20 protein-coding genes and 1 pseudogene are annotated in these 18402 nt (G+C 62.6%); 10 read left to right on the top strand and 11 right to left on the bottom strand.

Going from position 1 to position 18402, the window contains the following annotated elements:
* Positions 1–169: 169 nt before the first annotated feature.
* Both VFQ84_RS07600 and VFQ84_RS07595 read right to left on the bottom strand, forming a co-directional pair.
* Positions 170–508 (bottom strand): P-II family nitrogen regulator, encoded by a 339-nt coding sequence (locus VFQ84_RS07600; protein ID WP_290889854.1) that lies wholly within the window; start codon positions 506–508, stop codon positions 170–172.
* Between the two features lie 18 nt (positions 509–526).
* Positions 527–1804: an ammonium transporter gene (locus VFQ84_RS07595; protein ID WP_325130839.1), complete on the bottom strand. Its 1278-nt coding sequence runs from the start codon at positions 1802–1804 to the stop codon at positions 527–529.
* Positions 1805–2071: 267 nt separating this feature from the next.
* Here VFQ84_RS07595 and ubiK point away from each other — a divergent pair, with 267 nt between their 5' ends.
* The 3 genes and pseudogenes from ubiK to VFQ84_RS07580 all read left to right on the top strand — a co-directional run bounded on the left by ubiK (position 2072) and on the right by VFQ84_RS07580 (position 3672).
* A complete protein-coding gene (gene ubiK, locus VFQ84_RS07590) occupies positions 2072–2338 on the top strand; it encodes a ubiquinone biosynthesis accessory factor UbiK (RefSeq protein WP_034212166.1) in 267 nt (88 codons plus the stop codon).
* A gap of 21 nt (positions 2339–2359) precedes the next feature.
* Positions 2360–3202, top strand: a pseudogene (locus tag VFQ84_RS07585) (magnesium chelatase domain-containing protein); the annotation flags it as partial.
* Positions 3203–3486: 284 nt separating this feature from the next.
* Complete coding sequence (locus VFQ84_RS07580; protein WP_325130833.1) at positions 3487–3672, top strand: hypothetical protein; 186 nt, start codon at positions 3487–3489, stop codon at positions 3670–3672.
* A gap of 42 nt (positions 3673–3714) precedes the next feature.
* Here the strand turns inward: VFQ84_RS07580 and VFQ84_RS07575 are convergent, their stop codons facing one another.
* A complete protein-coding gene (locus tag VFQ84_RS07575) occupies positions 3715–4593 on the bottom strand; it encodes a restriction endonuclease (protein WP_325130831.1) in 879 nt (292 codons plus the stop codon).
* A 168-nt stretch (positions 4594–4761) separates the two neighbouring features.
* On the opposite strand from VFQ84_RS07575, the gene VFQ84_RS07570 reads away from it, so the two are divergent.
* On the top strand, positions 4762–5622 hold the full coding sequence (locus VFQ84_RS07570) for a hypothetical protein (RefSeq protein WP_325130829.1): 861 nt from the start codon (positions 4762–4764) through the stop codon (positions 5620–5622).
* Between the two features lie 155 nt (positions 5623–5777).
* Positions 5778–6554: an enhanced serine sensitivity protein SseB C-terminal domain-containing protein gene (locus VFQ84_RS07565; RefSeq protein ID WP_325130824.1), complete on the top strand. Its 777-nt coding sequence runs from the start codon at positions 5778–5780 to the stop codon at positions 6552–6554.
* A 33-nt stretch (positions 6555–6587) separates the two neighbouring features.
* On the opposite strand, the gene VFQ84_RS07560 is transcribed toward VFQ84_RS07565, so the two are convergent.
* Positions 6588–7061 (bottom strand): hypothetical protein, encoded by a 474-nt coding sequence (locus VFQ84_RS07560; RefSeq protein WP_325130822.1) that lies wholly within the window; start codon positions 7059–7061, stop codon positions 6588–6590.
* 179 nt (positions 7062–7240) lie between these two features.
* Here VFQ84_RS07560 and VFQ84_RS07555 point away from each other — a divergent pair, with 179 nt between their 5' ends.
* From VFQ84_RS07555 to VFQ84_RS07545, 3 genes are all read left to right on the top strand, one after another.
* Complete coding sequence (locus VFQ84_RS07555) at positions 7241–8869, top strand: MFS transporter (protein ID WP_325130820.1); 1629 nt, start codon at positions 7241–7243, stop codon at positions 8867–8869.
* Positions 8870–9108: 239 nt separating this feature from the next.
* Positions 9109–9549, top strand: a complete 441-nt coding sequence (locus tag VFQ84_RS07550; RefSeq protein ID WP_325130818.1) for a GIY-YIG nuclease family protein — start codon at positions 9109–9111, stop codon at positions 9547–9549.
* Positions 9550–9636: 87 nt separating this feature from the next.
* A complete protein-coding gene (locus VFQ84_RS07545; protein WP_325130816.1) occupies positions 9637–10086 on the top strand; it encodes a hypothetical protein in 450 nt (149 codons plus the stop codon).
* A 55-nt stretch (positions 10087–10141) separates the two neighbouring features.
* On the opposite strand, the gene VFQ84_RS07540 is transcribed toward VFQ84_RS07545, so the two are convergent.
* From VFQ84_RS07540 to VFQ84_RS07530, 3 genes are all read right to left on the bottom strand, one after another.
* The gene (locus tag VFQ84_RS07540; protein WP_325130814.1) at positions 10142–10912 is read right to left on the bottom strand and encodes a hypothetical protein; all 771 of its coding nucleotides are present in this window, start codon (positions 10910–10912) and stop codon (positions 10142–10144) included.
* Between the two features lie 18 nt (positions 10913–10930).
* Positions 10931–11890 carry a hypothetical protein gene (locus tag VFQ84_RS07535; protein WP_325130812.1) on the bottom strand — a complete coding sequence of 320 codons (960 nt, stop codon included), beginning with the start codon at positions 11888–11890 and terminating at the stop codon, positions 10931–10933.
* A gap of 96 nt (positions 11891–11986) precedes the next feature.
* Entirely contained in the window at positions 11987–12880 is an 894-nt protein-coding gene (locus VFQ84_RS07530) for a pirin family protein (RefSeq protein WP_325130811.1), read from the bottom strand.
* 201 nt (positions 12881–13081) lie between these two features.
* On the opposite strand from VFQ84_RS07530, the gene VFQ84_RS07525 reads away from it, so the two are divergent.
* The gene (locus VFQ84_RS07525; RefSeq protein ID WP_325130809.1) at positions 13082–13741 is read left to right on the top strand and encodes a hydrolase; all 660 of its coding nucleotides are present in this window, start codon (positions 13082–13084) and stop codon (positions 13739–13741) included.
* 75 nt (positions 13742–13816) lie between these two features.
* On the opposite strand, the gene VFQ84_RS07520 is transcribed toward VFQ84_RS07525, so the two are convergent.
* A complete protein-coding gene (locus tag VFQ84_RS07520) occupies positions 13817–14443 on the bottom strand; it encodes a glutathione S-transferase family protein (RefSeq protein WP_325130807.1) in 627 nt (208 codons plus the stop codon).
* Positions 14444–14710: 267 nt separating this feature from the next.
* Between VFQ84_RS07520 and VFQ84_RS07515 the strand changes: the two genes are divergently transcribed.
* Positions 14711–15634 (top strand): restriction endonuclease, encoded by a 924-nt coding sequence (locus VFQ84_RS07515; RefSeq protein WP_325130805.1) that lies wholly within the window; start codon positions 14711–14713, stop codon positions 15632–15634.
* A 221-nt stretch (positions 15635–15855) separates the two neighbouring features.
* On the opposite strand, the gene VFQ84_RS07510 is transcribed toward VFQ84_RS07515, so the two are convergent.
* The 3 genes from VFQ84_RS07510 to VFQ84_RS07500 are packed head-to-tail and all read right to left on the bottom strand — an operon-like array spanning position 15856 to position 18288.
* The gene (locus VFQ84_RS07510) at positions 15856–16683 is read right to left on the bottom strand and encodes a GNAT family N-acetyltransferase (RefSeq protein ID WP_325130803.1); all 828 of its coding nucleotides are present in this window, start codon (positions 16681–16683) and stop codon (positions 15856–15858) included.
* Positions 16664–17308, bottom strand: a complete 645-nt coding sequence (locus VFQ84_RS07505; protein ID WP_325130801.1) for a YkgJ family cysteine cluster protein — start codon at positions 17306–17308, stop codon at positions 16664–16666. The genes VFQ84_RS07510 and VFQ84_RS07505 overlap by 20 nt, the downstream gene beginning before the upstream one ends.
* A complete protein-coding gene (locus VFQ84_RS07500; protein WP_325130799.1) occupies positions 17305–18288 on the bottom strand; it encodes a LysR family transcriptional regulator in 984 nt (327 codons plus the stop codon). The genes VFQ84_RS07505 and VFQ84_RS07500 overlap by 4 nt, the downstream gene beginning before the upstream one ends.
* Between the last annotated feature and the right edge of the window lie 114 nt (positions 18289–18402).

Here is an 18402-nt window from a genome sequence, read left to right as displayed (position 1 = left end):
GCGGATCAGAGCGGAAACGCCGGATAAAAGCGGATAGATCAAAATAAAAATGGGCCCGCGCCTCCCATGGAGTCGCGGGCCCACTCGTTTTCCAGGGACAAACTCCCAGCCTTATCCGCTTTTATCCGGCGTTTCCGCTCTGATCCGCGTTAAAAATTGCCAACCCCGTTCAGAGCGCGTCGCCGTCGAGTTCGCCGGTGCGGATGCGCATGACGCGTTCGAGGCCGTAGACGAAGATCTTGCCGTCGCCGATCTTGCCGGTGTTGGCCGCCGACTGGATCGCCTCGACCACGCGCTCGACCTGGTCGTCGGTGACGGCGACCTCGAGCTTGATCTTGGGCAGGAAGTCGACCACGTACTCGGCGCCGCGGTAGAGCTCGGTGTGGCCCTTCTGGCGGCCGAAGCCCTTGACCTCGGTGACGGTGACGCCGGTGACGCCGACTTCGCTGAGCGACTCGCGGACGTCGTCGAGCTTGAAGGGCTTGATGATGGCCATGACCATTTTCATGTGTGAGCTCCCGGGTCCTTAGAGGTTGTAGCCGCGTTCGTTGTGCAGGGCGATGTCGAGGCCTTCGCTTTCGGCTTCCTCGGTGACCCGCAGGCCCATCGTCCACTCGATGGCCTTGAGTATGACAAGCGTGGCCACCGCGGTGTAGATGACGGTGAAGCCGACGCCCTTGGCCTGGATCCAGACCTGGGCGCCGATGTCGGTGACCGTGCCGAAGCCGCCCAGGGCCGGGGCGGCGAACACGCCGGTGAGGATCGCGCCGACGATGCCGCCGACCGCGTGCACGCCGAACACGTCCAGCGAGTCGTCATAGCCCAGCCAGCGCTTGATGCTGGTGGCCGAGACGAAGCAGACCAGGCCGGCCGCCAGGCCAATGGCCAGCGCGCCCATCGGGCCCGCCGTGCCGCTGGCCGGGGTGATCGCCACCAGGCCCGAGACCGCGCCCGAGACGATGCCCAGCACGCTCGGCTTCCTGTGCACCACCCATTCGGCCAGCATCCAGGCCAGGGCCGCGGCCGCCGAAGCGACCTGGGTCACCAGCATCGCCATGCCCGCGGTGCCGTTGGCCGCCACCGCCGAGCCGGCGTTGAAGCCGAACCAGCCCACCCACAGCAGGCTGGCGCCAATCACCGTGTAGCCCAGGTTGTGCGGCGCCATCGGCACCGTCGGGTAGCCGCGGCGCTTGCCCAGCACCAGCGCCGCCACCAGGCCGGCGATGCCGGCGTTGATGTGCACCACGGTGCCGCCGGCGAAGTCGAGCACGCCCCAGTCCCACATCAGGCCGCCGTCGCCGCCCCAGACCATGTGCGCGATCGGCGCGTAGACCAGGGTGAACCAGGCCGCCATGAACACCAGCATCGGCCCGAAGCGCATGCGCTCGGCGAAGGCGCCCACGATCAGGGCCGGCGTGATTACCGCGAAGGTCATCTGGAAGGTGATGAAGACGCTCTCGGGCACCGTCATCACCAGGCTGTCCACGCCCAGCCCGGCCAGGAAGGCCCGGTCGAGGCCGCCGATGAACGAGTGCAGGTTCACGACGCCGGCTTCCATGCCGGTGGTGTCGAACACCAGGCTGTAGCCGTAGGCCACCCAGAGCACGCTGACCAGGGCGGTGATGGCGAAGCACTGCATCAGCACGCTGAGCACGTTCTTGGCCCGGACCATGCCGGCGTAGAACAGGGCCAGTCCCGGCAGGGTCATCAGCAGGACCAGCAGGGTGGCGACGATCATCCAGGCGGTATCGCCGGGGTTGGCGGCGACGGGGGCCGCGAGGGCCGGCACGGGAAGCACGAGCATGGGTACGCCGAACCGGCGCAGGAACTGCTTGGAAACCATACGGGATTGCCTCCGGACGCTGAGGGAAGGGGGAAGGGGGAACACCTGAACCATCACCCGCCGCCGCCGGATTGATTGCTCGCCGCCACCCGTGGTCTAGTAGTCGGCCCCGGGGTGGTGATTGGCCGCCCCCGCCGCGCGGCAATCCCCGACCCCCGTCCCGGCGCTATCCCGACGCCCTTTTCGCCGCGCCTGGCGCATCGTGGGGACGTCCCCAGGAGCCCCGACATGATCGACCTCAAGAACCTCGACGACCTCGCCCGCAAGCTCAGCGACCTGGTGCCGCCCGGCCTCAAGGACGCGCGCGCCGACCTCGAACAGAACTTCAAGTCCACGCTGCAGGCCGGCCTGGGCAAGCTCGACCTCGTGACCCGCGAAGAGTTCGAGGTCCAGCGCGCGGTGCTGCTGCGCACGCGCGAGAAGCTCGACGCGATGGAGCGCGCGCTCACCGTGCTCGAAGCGAAGCTGGCCGAGCCCGGCGCCAGCAAGAACTAGCGCCACCCGCTTTCCACCCCCATGAACCTGGCGCTGGCGCACAGCCGCGCCCGGGTCGGCGTGCACGCGCCTGCGGTCCGGGTCGAAGTGCACCTCGGCGGCGGGCTGCCCCACTTCACCCTGGTGGGCCTGCCGGCGGCGGCGGTGCGCGAGAGCCGCGAGCGCGTGCGCGCGGCGATCGCCAACTCGCAGCTCGAGTTTCCGCAGCGCCGCATCACGGTGAACCTGGCGCCCGCCGACCTGCCCAAGGAAGGCGGCCGCTACGACCTGGCCATCGCGCTGGCCATCCTCGCCGCCAGCGGCCAGCTGCCGGTGATGGCGCTGGCGGACTGCGAACTGCTGGGCGAGTTGGCGCTGACCGGCGAGCTCAAGGCCGTGGACGGCGTGCTGCCGGCGGCGCTGGCGGCGGCGGCCGCGGAGCGCTCGCTGATCGTGCCGGCGGCCAACGGCCCCGAGGCGGCGCTGGCCTCGGGCTGTCGGGCGCGCACGGCGCGCACCCTGCTCGAGGTGCTGGCCTTCCTGCGCGGCGAGGGCGGGCTACCCACCGTCGAGCGCAGCGCCACGCCCGGCGCGGCCCCCGCCTACCCCGACCTGGCCGACGTGCGCGGCCAGGCCAGCGGCCGCCGGGCGCTGGAAATCGCCGCGGCGGGCGCCCACCACGTGCTGCTGGTCGGCCCGCCGGGCTGCGGCAAGACCCTGCTGGCCTCGCGCCTGCCCGGCCTGCTGCCCGAGGCCAGCGAGGCCGAGGCGCTGGAAACTGCGGCCGTGCATTCGGTCAGCGGCCGCGGCGTCGACCTGGCGAACTGGCGCCGGCGGCCGTTCCGCGCCCCGCACCACCTCGCCAGCGCCGTGGCCATCGCCGGCTGACAGAACCATGAGTCAATGAGAACTGATAGGAGGCGATGCGACTAGCTCTTCTCCAAGCCACCCCCCCCGCCCCCCCGCGCTGGGCCCTCAACTCCGCGCCAACGCGCTCCGATCCGGGCACCAGGCGCCCAACGTCCCTGCACAGAGGACGGCTGACCCAGACCCGGAGCCGTGGCGATACCGCCCGTGGCCAGGTTGGGCCACAGCCTGTCGTGCTCAGTACGCCCTTGGCTTGACGAGTATGGTGGGCTTAGCTGGCTGAACTGGAGAGGCTCGACGACATGGCCATTGGAAAGCCGGAGGGGCCGAAGAAAGACGCGCCGTCCTACGCCGAAATCAACGGTACGAAGCCGTTTGACTGCGGCATACCGGACTTCACAGCCGAGCAATGGTCGTGGCTGATGGAGCGCACCAAGCAGTACGAGGAAGGCCACACCCCGACGCGCACGCTAATCGACGGGCTGTAACGACACAGGCACCTCCAACCATTGCGTCGCAGCCGCTGTCGCCTAGGGGAACAGTTCCCGAACTGGGGCAAAAACTACCCCCGACTCCGCGGCGCGTCTGGCTTTCAGCCGCAGAACTTCCTGAAGCGACAGCTTTCGCTTCAACATTTCATAGATGTCCAGGCCATCCATGCAGATGACCGGCTTGGATCTCCCGAACGCGTCTAGTCCCTCTTGAGTGAATCCCGACTCACTCACGAACAGACCTCGGGACCAGGCGGCTTTCTGAGTAATCTTGCCGCAAAAAATGTGCAGCTCATCGGCCGCGATGCGGGGGCCATGCCACTTGGCCTCGAGCAGGTAGGTCTGACCATCTAGCTGAAAGCTTCCATCGATCTGCTCACCCCGATTCCGGAAGCCGTCCCTGGGGTTCAAGCCGAACGCCGTGAACGCCTGAGTGAGGAACTTCTCAAACGCATACCCACGTGGTTGCGGCGACAGAGGCAGCAAGGCCTGTAGTGCGGAATCAAGCTCTGCAAAAACGCTGTCCGGAATCTGGCTTTCTGCAGGCGCCGCCGGCTTGGCAGCCCGCGCCGGACTCTTGATGGGCTTTCCCCCCAGCCTAATCACCAACTCATTGAGTGCTACGACATCGTCCGGTCGGGGCGCAGCGAACGCCGAGCGTCGGTTAGCCAGCCGGTACTCCCAGAGCGCACTGAGCGTTTTCGCCACCCGATCATTCGGCTGCGTTAGCAGAAAGTTTCTGAGTCGCTTGCCCTTAGAAGTGCCGGCGCCGCTGTACCTCGGGTCATCAATATTCAAGCGAAGGTGATACTCGAAAAACTCAGCAAACGTCTTATTGCTAAAGTCCAGAACGTAACCTGAGCTCAAATCAAAGAGCGCATCAACAATCTGTATCTCAAGCGGGGAAAGGTCGGCCATTACTGTCTCGTCGGCGAGCTGTTTTGAATGTAGGGTTGGTTACTGGCTGCGTAGTACAGCCTACCGCATCTCGCATCACCGTCGATTCGAACCCCAGCATTCTGCATAATCCAACGACCACGACTGGCCATTTCCGACGCCATCGAAAGTCATCCCCCGGAGCGACGCGTGATTCCTCCCAATAAAATTACTGAAGTTACTCGCCGCTCCCTTTTTGACGAGATCGCTCTGGGCGGCTGGAACTGGTCGGGCAGACTAAGTGAAGTGGATTTCCTGGCCCGGATCTATGATCTGAAATCTATGCGGGCAAATGATTACCGTTTCAGAAACGCGTACGACGATATCTATCAGCACCGCATCACGTTTCTAGATTGGCCCGAGGACTGGATTTTCTCTGACGCGCGATTCGACCTCTTATTCTGTTCCGACGAGACGCTTATCTCGTTTCTGACCGCCATGGTTCATCCCATCGTTCGGGACGATTCTGACGAATCGCGCAGATTCGTGGCTCTCATGAACCGGCATCTGTCTCGAGACGGCGTTGCCATCGCCGAGATCGACCAGGTTTCTGGCCGCCCAGTTTTCGGCCCGAGCCAAGTTTTGCCCCGCTCGGGCGCTCCTCCCGAGCCAACCGGGTGGGCCAAAGTCGATCGCCAGATCAATGAAGCTCAGCGACGCCTGAGCGGAGCCTCCACCGAGGAGCAGCTCCAAGCTGTCGGGTTGCTGTGCCGCGAAGTACTCATCACCGTCGCACAACACGTCTTCACTCCAGATGCTCATTGGCCGAAAGACGTTCCCTTGCCAAGCAAAACGGATGCGCGCGCCATGCTCGAGTCCTTTTTCTCTGCCCAGATGCCCGGCAGCAGTCACGAAGAAGCCCGGGCCCATGGAAAAGCCGCACTAAAGCTTGCGCTCGCCCTGCAACATCACCGACACCCCGACCCTCGCATGGCGGCCAGTTGTTACGAAGGCACTGTCGCAGTCGTCAATTTGGTCCGCATTTGGGCTACGCCAGCTTCCCGCGTTTAACAGAAGTCAGTGAGAAGGCAGCAAGAATCGGCACTGGATTCGCGGGATTCTCCCCACCATTTTTTTTGATGATACCTCTCCCTTTCATGCTCGCCATGCAGGCAAACTAGCTGGGCATTTGCTAGCTCAGTCAGCGCGGGACGGAGGAATTCGAGATGGCCATCAGCCAGAAAGTGGTGGACCGCCTTCTTGCAGAATCGCTGCTCGACAGCACCAAGGAACCCGCATTCCTCCGCGCCTTACTGGATGCGATGCTGTACGCCCACACGCCAAAGAATGATTCACCAAATCGCACCCTCCGGTTTCTCCAGTTCGTAACGCCCGACGGCATCACGGCACTTCCGGTTTTCACAGATCGCGGCAAAGCCGAGTTCGCGAGCAAAGGCCATGCACGCGTCGTGTCCGTCTTGGGCCGTCAGCTGCTGGAGGCAACGCGCGGTGCCACCTTGGCCATAAACCCCAATGACCGGTGGTGCATGCTGTACCCAGAGGAGATTTCCGAGCTGCTCTCCACGGGGTCGGCCGCGGTTATATTTTCGGAGCATATTCCCGATGACACTGCCATCGCCACAGCACTTCCGGCGAACCCGCCTCACTGGCTGATCGAGACACTTCAGGGGATCTTTGCCGCACACCCCAGCGTGGAGCGCGCCTATTTGGTTGAGATGCGCTCAAGCCAACGGATGGACGTTTCCCGGTTGGTCGTTGCTGTCGCCATGCCTACATTGATCGCGGAGCGAGTGTGTCGGGCAGCTGTCACCGAGGTTCAACTCAAGCACCCCAACCCTGACTGCATCGTCGACCTGACGCGAATCGATCCGACGGCAGACCTCCCACCTTGGCTGGCACATCTTTCTCCAGAACCCATCTATCGACGGGAATGGGCTCAGGCCCTTCGCGGCCATCCGCCGGGAACGTCCGGCGTGATCTAAGCCGTCAAGGTCCGTCCCCAAATGGCTACCCCTCTACCTGGGCCGCTTATGGGCGTGGCGCATGGCGTCTTGGTGCTGCTGGTGAAGGTCTACAGGGAGCGCGTCGGAATCGTTCATGGGCAGCCTTGCCAGTGACTCTCGCACGGCCGCCAAGCAATGAGCGACGGTGATGGATTCGCTGGCGTAGCGCTTAAGACGGTCCGCGAAGGCGCTGCCACCCTGCCCGGGCTCTGCGAGGATGGCGTTCACTACCCAGCGCGCCTGCTCGATCTGCGGCGCCACGCTTGGGCTATCAAGGCCGTCCAGGGCAGCCACCGCCTGCGTGAGCGGATTCATCCAGCGGAACCTCGTCATGCAGAGCCTCTGGCTTCGACCTGCCTCCGAGGCGGCAGAGGCTTCTCCAGCATCGCCGGCGTCGGCAAATCGTTCGTCCAGTAAGGCCGCTTGAAGGTCCCGCACCGCTTGGGCGAGGCAACTCACCAGCTCTTTCGCTTCTGCCTGATCCATGTCCGTCCTTCGATAGGGCGTTCGAGCTTCGTAGTTGAGTCTAGGCCGACGAGCCGGTGAGACGATTGGCAGCTCTGGAGAAATCTCTTTTGCCCGGCAGAGACCGGCGACCCATCGCACCCCGGCCTAGCATCCAGCAGCCGCGGCCCACCGTCGCCGGTCCGACTGGAATTCCCTCGATGCCCCCAACGTCCGCCCCTGCGACCGAATCCGTTTCGCTTTGGGCTCCGCTCAAGCACCCTGTTTTTCGCTCGCTCTGGATCGCCACCGTCGTTTCCAACCTTGGGACGGCAATGCAAGGCGTGGGAGCGGCCTGGATGCTTGTCGAGCTCCAGGCCGGGCCGACGCTCGTCGCATTGCTGCAGACCGCCAGCTCCCTTCCCATCTTTCTACTTGGCCTACCCGCTGGTGTGCTGGCCGACCTGGTGGACCGTCGCCGGCTGCTTATTCTGGCCAACATGTGGATGATCATCGTCGGCATCGTCCTGGCCGCCGGCGTTTACTTCTCCTTGGTCGACGCCCATGCCTTGATCTATCTGACGTTCGCCCTTGGGCTTGGCGCAGCGCTGAGTGCCCCGGCCTTCCAGGCGATCGTCCCGGAGCTCGCGGCCGGCCCCCTGTTGGCTCCGGCTGTGTCGCTCAACAGTTTGGGGGTCAACATCGCCCGAACGATCGGACCGGCCCTGGGCGGGCTGATGGCGGCCGCGACAGGCCCGGAAGGCGTGTTCGTCCTGAACGCGCTGAGTACCGTGGCCGTAGTCTTCGCCCTGCTGCGCTGGCGCCGGGTAGAGCGACCGCAGTCTCTTCCGCCCGAGCACTTCTTCGCAGCCCTGCGGGCAAGTGCGCGCTACTTGGCGGCGGCGCCGCACCTCAAGGCGATCTTCTGGCGAACTGGTCTGTTCTTCACCTTCGCCAGCGCCCCGTGGGCCTTGTTGCCCGTTCTGGCAGACGAACGCTGGGGCCTTGGTCCTGGCGGCTACGGCACCCTGCTCGGCGTGCCGGGCGCCGGGTCGATCGCGGGTGCTCTCCAGCTCACCCGCCTCAAAAGCTGGCTTGGCGCGTCCGGCCTCGTTGTCTGGTCTACGTGCGCCTGTGGGGCAACCATGATCGGGGTAGCTGCAACAGACCAGTCCGCCATCGCCATGGCGTTGCTACCGCTGTTCGGCGTGGGCTGGATCTGCGTCCTCACGGTGCTCAACGTGTCGGCCCAGGGGTTGGCCGCCCAGTGGGTCCGAGCCCGCGTCCTAGCCATGTTCGTCGTCGCCCTCATGGGCGCGATGGCCCTGGGTGGGATCGTCTGGGGCGCGGTGGCCGAATGGCTCTCCGCCCCCGAAGCCGTGGCGATCGCGGGAGTGGGGTTGCTGATGAGTCTGGGACTAACGCGCGTGATGCCAGTGGTCGACGCCGGCACGGTGGATCTGGGGCCCGCCGCATCCGCAGACCCTTCCCTCACGGCAACGGCACGCCCCGATGCGGGCGCCGTGTTGGTCTGCATCGACTACCGCGTGCTTCCCGAGAATCAAGCCGCCTTCGCCGACGCCATGCGGGATCTCGCGCATAGTCGTCGTCGAACCGGAGCGCTTTCCTGGTTCTTGTGGCAGTACGACGAAGACCCTGAGCGCTTCCGCGAATCCTTCATCGTCGAAAGCTGGACGGATCATCTGCGCCAGCAGCAGAGACGGACATCAACCGATCAGGGCATCGAGGAAAGTGCAGCGAGACTGAGTTCCGAGCATGCCGGGCCACGCACCACGACACTGCGCAGTTGGCCCGTTCGCGGTCAATCAGTCGCGCCCAGCGATTCCTAGCAAAAAGCTCCTCTGCCCAACGATCTGAGTGCACTCACCAAACGACGAATGTAGGCCCAACCGGCTATGCCTAGGCGCCGACCCGGCACTCCCTACGCCCTACTCGGATTGTTCTACTGGCGGAGCCCATCTAAGCTCAGCTGACCCCTTGTGTGGGGGCTAGGCCGCCTAGCCGATGGAATTCGGGCAGGCCGGAACTGACTGCGTATTTAGACGCGTGAGCTGACAAGAGACATCTGATGCTTCCACCAAAGCAAGCGCTGGCGGCGGCCGAATCCACCCGAAAATGGTGGGCTTGCCCTGGAGTCGTTTATTTCCTGGGCGTGGGCGATCCGATTGTAGCGGTGAAAATAGGCATGCTCGCCATCACAGAGCGGCTTACGCTTGCCTCAGCCGTTCGCCGCCGTCTTTCCCAGATACAAACATCGAACCACGAGCCAATACATGTCCTTGGCCTGATTCATTTCAGCGGTTCGGACTTCCCAACACGGGATGCGGAGATCAGGGAGCGAGAGCTGCACCTTGAGTTTGAGCACTTGGGAAGGTTCAAGGCGGGCACCAAAGGGGCAGAGTGGTTTTCCAGTTCACCGGAGCTCCTAAGACGTATAGCCGAAGTGTCAAAGGCTCCCGAGGAACTCGGCGTCGAACGTTGTATTGCCGTTCAATCGGGCCGGCAATGAAGCCTGGCTAATGCCACCGCTCGCGCCTTAAGAACGGCGGGGCTAGTGGAGCTACCGGCAACTGACGAACTACGAGGTCAATACAAAATGATCAACCCGCATCTGTGCTGGCTCAAGCCGCAGCAACTTCGTAGCTACCCGTACGCCCCCGATTTGGAGGCAATTCCGCGCACCCCGGGTATCTATATCTTCTATCGGAAGTATGGCTCCGGTTTCGAAGTCTTCTACGTGGGTAAAGCGCTCAATCTGCGATCGCGCCTGAAGGGTCAGCTCAACAACCTCAAGCTGATGAACAGCATAAAGTCGGCCGCAAATGGGGCAAGGATGCTCTGCTATGGCGAGGTGAAGCTGAAGCCCGGCCAAAAATCTGACTCCGCGATACGTGCGGCAGAAAAACTCCTGATACGGCACTTCGTGGAAGAGGGGCATGAGCTGTTCAACATTCAGGGCGTCAAGCTGCGTGTGCAAACGCTGACCAACGAACGGCCTCCTCAGATGAAGAAGCTAATCCCCCGCCGCACACAGGTAGAAGCCTGACGACGCCACCGGAATCGAGCCGGCTAGTAACTGGCCTCGGTAACGCCGTGGACCTTCAGGGGATCTGAGGAAATTTCCTCTTTATCAGCTGGACAGCGATTCTTTGGGACTGTGTCTCGAATTTGGCAATGAAGTTTCGATGTTCGATGGTGCGCTCGAACTGAACCGCCTTGACGAGCCCAGGCAGGACCGCGCTTGGCAAGTCGGGTGACACCAGGCCAAAAGCACTCCTGCACCTGGGATGAGAAACAAAGTTCCTTACTTTTGTTAGTTTCTCGTGCCACTCATGGTCTTCCGGTCCGAACTGATCTTTGAAGTCCTCCCATAGCTCCTCAATCACCAGGAAGTGGCGGCGCAGCCTCTCCTCCACGAAGCCATCAAACAGGCTGGCTTCTGCCATGGTGAGGATCAGGCGTCGCGCTTCCAGTGGAACCTGAGGAAACTGAACCGGCGCGGGTGGCGGTGGTCCGTCAATTGCGACAGCTTGATCGCCGAAAGCGATTCCTGATCGGACGCTTACGGTACCGGGCAGCTCAAACTCGGGAGTGTCAATCCAGATAACGATGGCTTTGACGGGCGTCGCGAACCGCCATGACATCGCCAGAGCGAATCGTTCAGCACTCTGGGTCAGTTCCGCGATCGCGTCTGACACCTCCGCCCGCGACCCCAGACCGTCCTTCCATAGCGTGAGTTGGCCCTCGAGTGACTCAGACACGTCCAATCGCGCTTGCGCCCAGCTCACCGGCTTCCTAAAAGGCACACGAGGCAGTCCATCGATGCGCGCCGTCAGCGTGAGCTTGCTATCCCTGGCGACAGTCCTTTTCATACTCCCCCTTCTTTGGACCTAGGTCTCCTTGAAACCCACGCGCCTGACAGTGAATCGATCTCCAGCGTGGGCGATAGTTACGATAACGTGGTTTTTTGACTCCACGAAGCACGCCTGCGCGATCTCCCGGAACTTCTGGTGCGAGAACTCGAATCCCTTCATGCTCATGTCGGCGACGGTTCCCGCCACGTAGTCGGCCATGCGAATCAGCGGATCCATGTGATTCGGACCCGTTTTCTCGGGCTGAACGTGGATGAACGTCGGCCTATCGATTACGCGCATTTGCTCGCCTTCTACGGGATCAACGCGGCCTGACTTCATGACCCAGAACATGAGCGTTGCGATATCGCAAACGACACCGTCATGGCGATCGAGCATTGCGTCTCGGTCGGAGACCCATGAGACCGCCTGAGGAGCGACTCCCAGGTCCAAATACTCGAACACTGCTACAGCATAGGCCGCCAGCAAGAACACTTTCCGAGCCAACTTCTGATTGCCTTTTTGCCGAAGTTCTTGAACAAACTGGCGGACGCGACTACGCGCCAAGGCAAAGTACTCGTTGGGCTGAGGCGTGTTGGTCTCGAACGAATCGAGCATGTGACCGAACTCGTCGAGTTGGGCGAGCATGTCCGCCGATGTGGCAAAGCCCTTCAAGAAACCGGGCTCGCCCTGGAGGACGAAGCTGAAGCTGAAGGCGACCGGCGAATTGAGGTATTTGATCATGCCCTCTGAGGGGCTTCGGACACTCTTGATGTCGGACGGCGCAATGTTGTCGATATAGCCTCGGATCACGTCCAGCTTGTCGTGATGAAGCAGCAAGACGAACGACGCGACGTCGTTCTTATTGGGGTCCCCGAACACGTAGTCCGAGATCACATGCCATGCGGCATTCTTGGGAAGAGGGCCCAACCAAGCATTGAGGTCATCTTTTGCGCTTTTGTCGAGCACCGTCTTGAGCGCAAGGATGATGTCGATCATTGCCGCACTCACCGTGGTCGAAAGGTTTCCAAGCGTAGACCAATCCCCCGCACCGTCTCCAGCGAGCACCTGTCCGGCCAGTCTCCGCGGCAGCCCCTAGTCAGTTCGTGCGTCTCGGGTGATCTGGGCCAGGCGCCCCGACTGGAAGTCGGCGACTGCCTGTCGGATCTCGGCTTGAGTGTTCATGACGAACGGCCCGTAGCGCGCCACTGGCTCCTCCAGGGGCTCGCCGCCAAGTAGAAGGAACCGAACCGATCCGGGGCCCTGGTTCCTGAGCACGACGCAACTGCCAGGGGACAGGATCGCCATCTGGCCATCTCCGACCACCCGCTGTTCTGTGCCCACCGCCAAGGCACCCTGGAAGACGTACAGCAGGAGATTCAGATCTTCGGGGTACGGCACTTCCACCGAACCGCCGGGATGCAGGGTCCAGTCGTGGTAAACAATGGGCGTCTGGGTGTCGATGCGCGACGAGGTCCCCAACAAGCCGCCGGCGATCAGCTTGGCCTGAGCCCGCCCCTCATCCAGCGCCAGGATCGGCAATGCTTCCGAGCGAATCTCTTGATAGCGAGGCTGAATCATCTTGTCTTTGGCCGGCAGGTTCACCCAGATCTGGAACCCATGCACGCGACCGCCGTGCTCCTGGATGCGACGGGAGGGCATCTCCGAATGCACGATGCCCCGTCCGGCGGTCATCCACTGCACGTCCCCGGGCCCAATGCGGCCGCGGTGGCCGGCCGAGTCGGCGTGCTCGAACTCACCTTCGAGCATGTAGGTGACGGTGACGAAGCCCCGATGCGGATGATCCGGAGCGCCCAAAGCTTCGCCGGCGCCGTAGGTGATTGGCCCCATTTCATCAAGCAACAGGAACGGATCCACGCTGTCGATCTCGCCAGCGGGGAACGGACGCCGCACGATGAAGCCCCCGCCTTCTGTCTGACGATGCGCCGTGACAACCCGCTCCACGGTCCTCGCATTGGACTCCGTCATGTGCGCCGCGCCTTTTGTGACGCCCCCGTTTCACGGTGAGCTGATGCCGCCGGATGCTACGCGGGTGACTGTTCTTCTTTGGGCAATAGTGTCGTTCCCAAAGGGCGGCGGCGCTGAATCTTGGCGCGGTTAATGTCGGACGCCTTCGGTGCCGCGCTCGCGCAGCACGCGGAGGTTCCTTCACTTTTCCGGAGCGTCCTCATGACCAGCCAAGCCCGCCGCGACCCCATCACCGATCCGCTGCTTACCCCCGAGAACAGCGTCCTGGTCCTGATCGACTACCAGCCGCCCCAGGTCAACACCTTGCGCTCGATGGACGCTGCCCAGTGCATCCGCAACGCCGTCGCGCTCGCCCAGACTGCGAAGAACTACGGCATCCCAATGATCCTTTCGACCGTGGGCGTGAAGGATGGCCTCAACCCCGACACCGTGCCGGCGCTCAAGGACGCCATGAGCGGCGCTACCTGGATCGACCGCACCAGCATCAATGCCTGGGAAGATGCCGACTTCGTGGCCGCCGTGAAGGCAACCGGCCGCAAGAAATTGATCATGGGTGCTCTCTGGACCGAGGTCTGCCTGGCCTTCCCGGCCCTGGACGCCTTGCGGGCGGGCTACGAAGTGTTTGCTCCTGTGGACGCTGTCGGCGGCACCTCGGTGGAAGCCCACAACTCCGGCATCCAGCGCATCGTCCAGGCCGGCGCCCAGCCGGTGTGCTGGATTGGCGTGCTGTGCGAGCTGCAGCGTGATTGGTCGCGGGGCGAGACTACCGCGGGCATGGTGTCGATCGGCAGCGCCCAGGGCGGCCCGTGGTCGACCGAAATCGCGCTCAAGCAGTTCGCGTCGCGCGGAATGAAGACCTGATCCAGGCTCTCTCAACGACGTTGTACCGACGGCGCGTCGCATCCCCTTGCGACGCGCCGTTTTCTCTATGACTCGTCAGCTACCCAGCAAGCCTTCGGCTGTCATGGCCCGCACCACCGCCGGATCGGCCAGCATGTGCTCGTGGTGGTTCTTAACGTTCGGGTACCCCTTGAGCCCTTCCGGCAGGACCTTGGTTGCCCAGCGGACCATCGGCACCGAGTACGCGTCCACATAGCTCCGTTCGCGGCCCGTGTAGAACGGCCGGTCCTGGAGCACGGCGTCCAGGATCGCAAGCTTCTTGCGCACTAGGTCCAGTCCCGCTGCCTTCACATTCTTGAGGCTCTCGTCGTCTGTCGCCACGGTGTAGCGGCCTGGCATGAAGACCGGGAAGAAGGCCGGGTGGAGGTCCCCGGTGAGAAAAGCCGACCAGCGCTCGGTTTCGGCCGAGGATTCGGGCGAGCTGTCATCAGCGAGCTTGGCCGCGGGAAAGCGACGGGAGAGGTAGCGCAGGATCGCCGCGCATTGGGTTAGGGTCACTTTCTCGGGCGTGATGAAAGTGGGCACCTGCCCAGCTGGGTTGAGTTTACGGAACTCGTCAGAGGACGGATCAACCTTGATGGCGTTGTACGGTTCCTTGAGCCACTCCATGACGATATGGACGGAGAGGGAGCAGGCACCGGGCGCGTAGTAGAGGGTAAACATGATGGAAATCCTCGCAATGGGAGGCGCAAGGAAATCAGACACGCCGGTGGAGAATGGTCACCGCGGGGCAATTGTCAGTTCTTCCTGGCGCACGATTGAACTGCTCACTTCAGTCCAGCTGAGGGGCACGTCGGCTACTTCGTCCACGCAAAGCCACCGCCAGGAATCGATCTGGATGGGCTACAGCCCCGCGCACGGCGATGGTTGAGCTCGCTCACGGACGACTGCGCTAAAGTAGTTGTTCGCACAACTACAAGCGGGTACGTCATGCCGGCGCGCACGAACTACTTCCAGAAGCTGGTGAAAGTGATCAATCGGCGTCTGAGCTCCTCTGATGCAAAGATCACGGAGTCGGCCATGATCTTCGATGCCGAAGCGGAGACCAATCGAGAGGTAGACATCCTGATCGAAGGTACTGCCAGCGGCTTGCCTTTCAGGATCGGAATTGAATGCACGGCGGTGTCCAAGCCGCTGGAGATTCGTCCGATCGAAGCCTTTCGGGAGAAGCATCGGAAACTCGGCATTACGCAAACGGTGGTTGTCACTGATCGCGGCTTCACGGCGCCCGCTAAAAGATATGCGGACAAGAATGGCATTAAGCTCCTGACGGTTGGCGACGCGACGAGCGAGAACTGGCTAAAGACCTTCAAGCGGCTTGAAAGCCTTTCTATTTACGGTCGGACTTACTTTCTAAAAAAGGTTTCGTTCGAAGTTATGGCCGGCGACGTCGACGAGGCGTTCGTGTTTGATACCAACGTTCACACCATGCAAGGGGACGAGCGGGTTCCTTTGGTGCAGTTTGCGGGCCAGACGTTCAAAAACGCCGAAATCTCGAAGCTAGCGTTCAAGCAACTCATGGACAACGAAGCCAATCCAGATCCCTGGATTGAGGTTGGGTTTACGCTGGGTGGAGCTATCGAGTTCGTTGACGCGGCCGGTCGAGTTGCGCGGCCACAGGGTCTTGTGGTGGTCATGGGCTATCGGTCCAAATACCGCGACCTCAACATGCGAAGTGTCAGCTACGACGGTCACCAATTGGCCGCCGGCGGGTTCTACGACAAAGACGGCGCCGACTTTGCGAGTGTCGCCATTAACGACGTAGATGGCGTGCTTCAGGGCTCCGTGGAGGTCAGCGCGAACTTTGTTCCCCGGGCCCCATTCGCATCAGCAAAGCCCGCTGCGAGCACGTAAGACGGGTGGCGTCTGCGGCCCGAGCGGTTGTGCGAGAGACTGACATTGCTTCGGGACATCGTAAACAGCACTCATGTCGCGTGCGCACTAGTGCGTTGCGGTGAGAACATGGGGTCGCCTGATTGATCTGAGATTTTTGGACAGTTCGTGTCCGAGTGCGGCGTTGCTACCATCGTCCAGCGGAACGGCCGGTCACACAGAGTCCAGTTTGCTTGCCTTTCTCAGGCATTCACTCCACTCATAGCCACTTTGATCTGATCGATGTAGTAGCCGTTTGTGCAACGCACTACACCCAGGTTTTTGGACTCGTCGTACTTGGCTTTATCCAGGTGCAGGCGCTCGCCATCGACCACTACCTCCACGACCACGTCTCCACACTCGATGACGCTAGCGTTGTGGAACGATAGGCGGCGCTCCAAATGTACGACTCCATCATCGGCCTGGCAGGCCAAAGGCCGGTATGTGCAGTAGGGAGGAGTGTCGGGATGCCATTTCTTCGCCTCCGGATAGAACGAGACTTCCACAGCGGCAGGCCTGCCGACCGACGGTAACGCAAGCTCTGTCTCAAGCACCCGATAGGCGCCATCGGAGGATCGGCCTGGGGTCGACGCCATCACGAACCCCATGGCGTTCCAGAAAGGAACGGAGCTGCTGGGTTTGCAGGTAATGTAGAGCAGTGGCTGGTTGCGCTTGCGCGCCAGCGCGATACAGCGCTCGGCCAACTTGCGGCCGATGCCTTTCCGGCGGAACTCGTGGCGAACCGCAAGGATCCCGGGGCGAATCAAGCCGCCCAGTTGGAATGCGACCGCCTCCCCCGTCGCTCCATCACAGTAAACCAGCAGTTCGCCCTCCCGATGACACTCCTCGATCACCTCGATGTTGCAGAGGAAATTGCCAGGGAGCTCCCTAGCGTCTTCGTCCTCAAGCCATGCCCGAATCACGGCCAGGTCGCGATCGGTCGAGCGCCGAATGGACGAACGCTTCGGCCGAGGCTGGCCCGGAATAAGCTCAGATCGGGCGATCACTGACTTACGGGGTGCTTGGCGCATGACCAAAGTAGTCCCGGATATCCCTCGGCATCCCCCGGCCGTCCAGAGCGATCACGTACTCGAACGCAGCCGTGAGCGTCGAGAGCCCCGCCATCGGGAACGCGTGGTCGTTGGCCCGTTCCGGCTGGCACCAATAGGCTGTGTTGGTCAGGGCGACATGCTTGCGGCACGCCATCGGCCGGTCGTCGTAGATGCTGCACTGATTGTCGACCAAGAAAGGGCAAGGCGTGTCCTCTTGCCGGACCAAGGTGCCGGTGCGGGCGCCGGGGCCGCCGGTCAGCAATCGCTTGCCGGTCCGGCTGGCAATTAGGTCTGCCTCGATCGGCATCACGCCGATGGGGTAGTGGCAGCAGCCCGAACAGCCGGGCCGGCAGGCCAGGTACGGCGCCAGCGCCGCCATGACCGGCTCCATCTCCTTGTACAACCGGCGCAGCTTGCGCAGCGCGCTGCCCTTCTCCTGCCGGATGTGGTTCTCCAGGCCGGCCTCGAGCTGCTGAATCGCCAGCGGCACCTCCTCGGCCATCCGGTTGAAGTTGGTCATGGCGTTTGCCCGGGCCACGTCAACATCGGCTTCGGTGAGGCCCGGGTCCACCAGTGCCACGTGTATGCGCTTGCCCGACGTCATCGTGACTTCGCCTTCTTCACGATCTTGGCCGGCTGGGATTTTGACGGCAGGTTGGGCTGCAGTCCCGCAATGCGGTCCCAAACCGGGTAGTCACCGTACTTCTCCAGCAAGAAATCAACGAAGACCCGCACCTTGGCCGAGAGGTGCCGCCGCGAGGGGTAAATGGCGTACAGATGCAGAGGCGGGCGGATGAATTCGGTCAACACGGTCTGCAGATGCCCCGCTTCCACCGCATGGCAGACGATGAAGGTGGGTAGGATTGCCACACCGGCGCCGGCCATCGCCATTTCACGCAGGGCATCCCCGTTGTTCACCCGCGCTAGAACCGGGACATCGACTGAGAAAAGCTCTTGGGTTCCAGGGTCTTGGAACTGCCAGCACAGCCGATCATCGACGTTGGCGTAGTTCAGGCCCCGGTGGATGCGTAGGTCGTCGGGGCGCTTGGGCTTACCCCGCCGGCGGAAGTACGCGGGGGACGCACAGACCACGTGCCGGATCGGCGCGATTTCGCGGGCCACCAGCGTTGAGTCCTTGAGCCGGCTGATGCGCAGGGCGACATCAAATCCCTCCTCGACGACGTCGACAACCCGATCATTGAGGTTGATGTCGAGCTCGAGTCCCGGAAAGCGCTCGCTGAACTCCGCGGCCAGCGGCGCCAGATGCATCACGCTCCAGGACACCGGGGCGCTGATACGCAGCCTGCCAGTGGCATCACTGCCCACTTTGGACAAATTGGCCTCAGCCGCATCCACATCCTCCAGGATGGCCAGGGCGCGGCTGTAGTACTCCTGGCCGGCGTCGGTGAGGGACAGGTTGCGGGTGTTGCGTGTCACCAGTTGCACACCCAAGCGCTCTTCGATCTCCTGCAGACGGCGACTCACGGCCGAGCGCACCAGTCCGAGACGATCCGCCGCGGCGCCTAGCCGCTTGGTCTGAGCTATCGCCACAAAGGTACGCATCTGCTCAAAGCGATCTTGCATTGTTCTTCCCCAGCGAACAGTCAATTGCCCCGAGAGTTCCGAGGCGCTTCCTGTGGTCAGCCTACCATCGGTCCAGCTCACGGCCGAGCGGGGCGACGTCACTTTCTGACCGCT

It is taken from the genome of Arenimonas sp., assembly GCF_035721105.1.
Taxonomy (GTDB): domain Bacteria; phylum Pseudomonadota; class Gammaproteobacteria; order Xanthomonadales; family Xanthomonadaceae; genus Arenimonas.
This window is presented reverse-complemented; position numbering and strand designations above follow the sequence as displayed.

Coding starts and splice junctions, on each gene's coding strand:
- VFQ84_RS07505 (WP_325130801.1), bottom strand. CDS start 17,308: ATGACGTCGGGCAAGCGCATACACGTGGCACTGGTGGACCCGGGCCTC.
- VFQ84_RS07535 (WP_325130812.1), bottom strand. CDS start 11,890: ATGATCGACATCATCCTTGCGCTCAAGACGGTGCTCGACAAAAGCGCA.
- VFQ84_RS07545 (WP_325130816.1), top strand. CDS start 9,637: ATGATCAACCCGCATCTGTGCTGGCTCAAGCCGCAGCAACTTCGTAGC.
- VFQ84_RS07530 (WP_325130811.1), bottom strand. CDS start 12,880: ATGACGGAGTCCAATGCGAGGACCGTGGAGCGGGTTGTCACGGCGCAT.
- VFQ84_RS07550 (WP_325130818.1), top strand. CDS start 9,109: ATGCTTCCACCAAAGCAAGCGCTGGCGGCGGCCGAATCCACCCGAAAA.
- VFQ84_RS07600 (WP_290889854.1), bottom strand. CDS start 508: ATGAAAATGGTCATGGCCATCATCAAGCCCTTCAAGCTCGACGACGTC.
- VFQ84_RS07595 (WP_325130839.1), bottom strand. CDS start 1,804: ATGCTCGTGCTTCCCGTGCCGGCCCTCGCGGCCCCCGTCGCCGCCAAC.
- VFQ84_RS07560 (WP_325130822.1), bottom strand. CDS start 7,061: ATGGATCAGGCAGAAGCGAAAGAGCTGGTGAGTTGCCTCGCCCAAGCG.
- VFQ84_RS07525 (WP_325130809.1), top strand. CDS start 13,082: ATGACCAGCCAAGCCCGCCGCGACCCCATCACCGATCCGCTGCTTACC.
- VFQ84_RS07565 (WP_325130824.1), top strand. CDS start 5,778: ATGGCCATCAGCCAGAAAGTGGTGGACCGCCTTCTTGCAGAATCGCTG.
- VFQ84_RS07515 (WP_325130805.1), top strand. CDS start 14,711: ATGCCGGCGCGCACGAACTACTTCCAGAAGCTGGTGAAAGTGATCAAT.
- ubiK (WP_034212166.1), top strand. CDS start 2,072: ATGATCGACCTCAAGAACCTCGACGACCTCGCCCGCAAGCTCAGCGAC.
- VFQ84_RS07580 (WP_325130833.1), top strand. CDS start 3,487: ATGGCCATTGGAAAGCCGGAGGGGCCGAAGAAAGACGCGCCGTCCTAC.
- VFQ84_RS07555 (WP_325130820.1), top strand. CDS start 7,241: ATGCCCCCAACGTCCGCCCCTGCGACCGAATCCGTTTCGCTTTGGGCT.
- VFQ84_RS07510 (WP_325130803.1), bottom strand. CDS start 16,683: ATGCGCCAAGCACCCCGTAAGTCAGTGATCGCCCGATCTGAGCTTATT.
- VFQ84_RS07500 (WP_325130799.1), bottom strand. CDS start 18,288: ATGCAAGATCGCTTTGAGCAGATGCGTACCTTTGTGGCGATAGCTCAG.
- VFQ84_RS07520 (WP_325130807.1), bottom strand. CDS start 14,443: ATGTTTACCCTCTACTACGCGCCCGGTGCCTGCTCCCTCTCCGTCCAT.
- VFQ84_RS07540 (WP_325130814.1), bottom strand. CDS start 10,912: ATGAAAAGGACTGTCGCCAGGGATAGCAAGCTCACGCTGACGGCGCGC.
- VFQ84_RS07575 (WP_325130831.1), bottom strand. CDS start 4,593: ATGGCCGACCTTTCCCCGCTTGAGATACAGATTGTTGATGCGCTCTTT.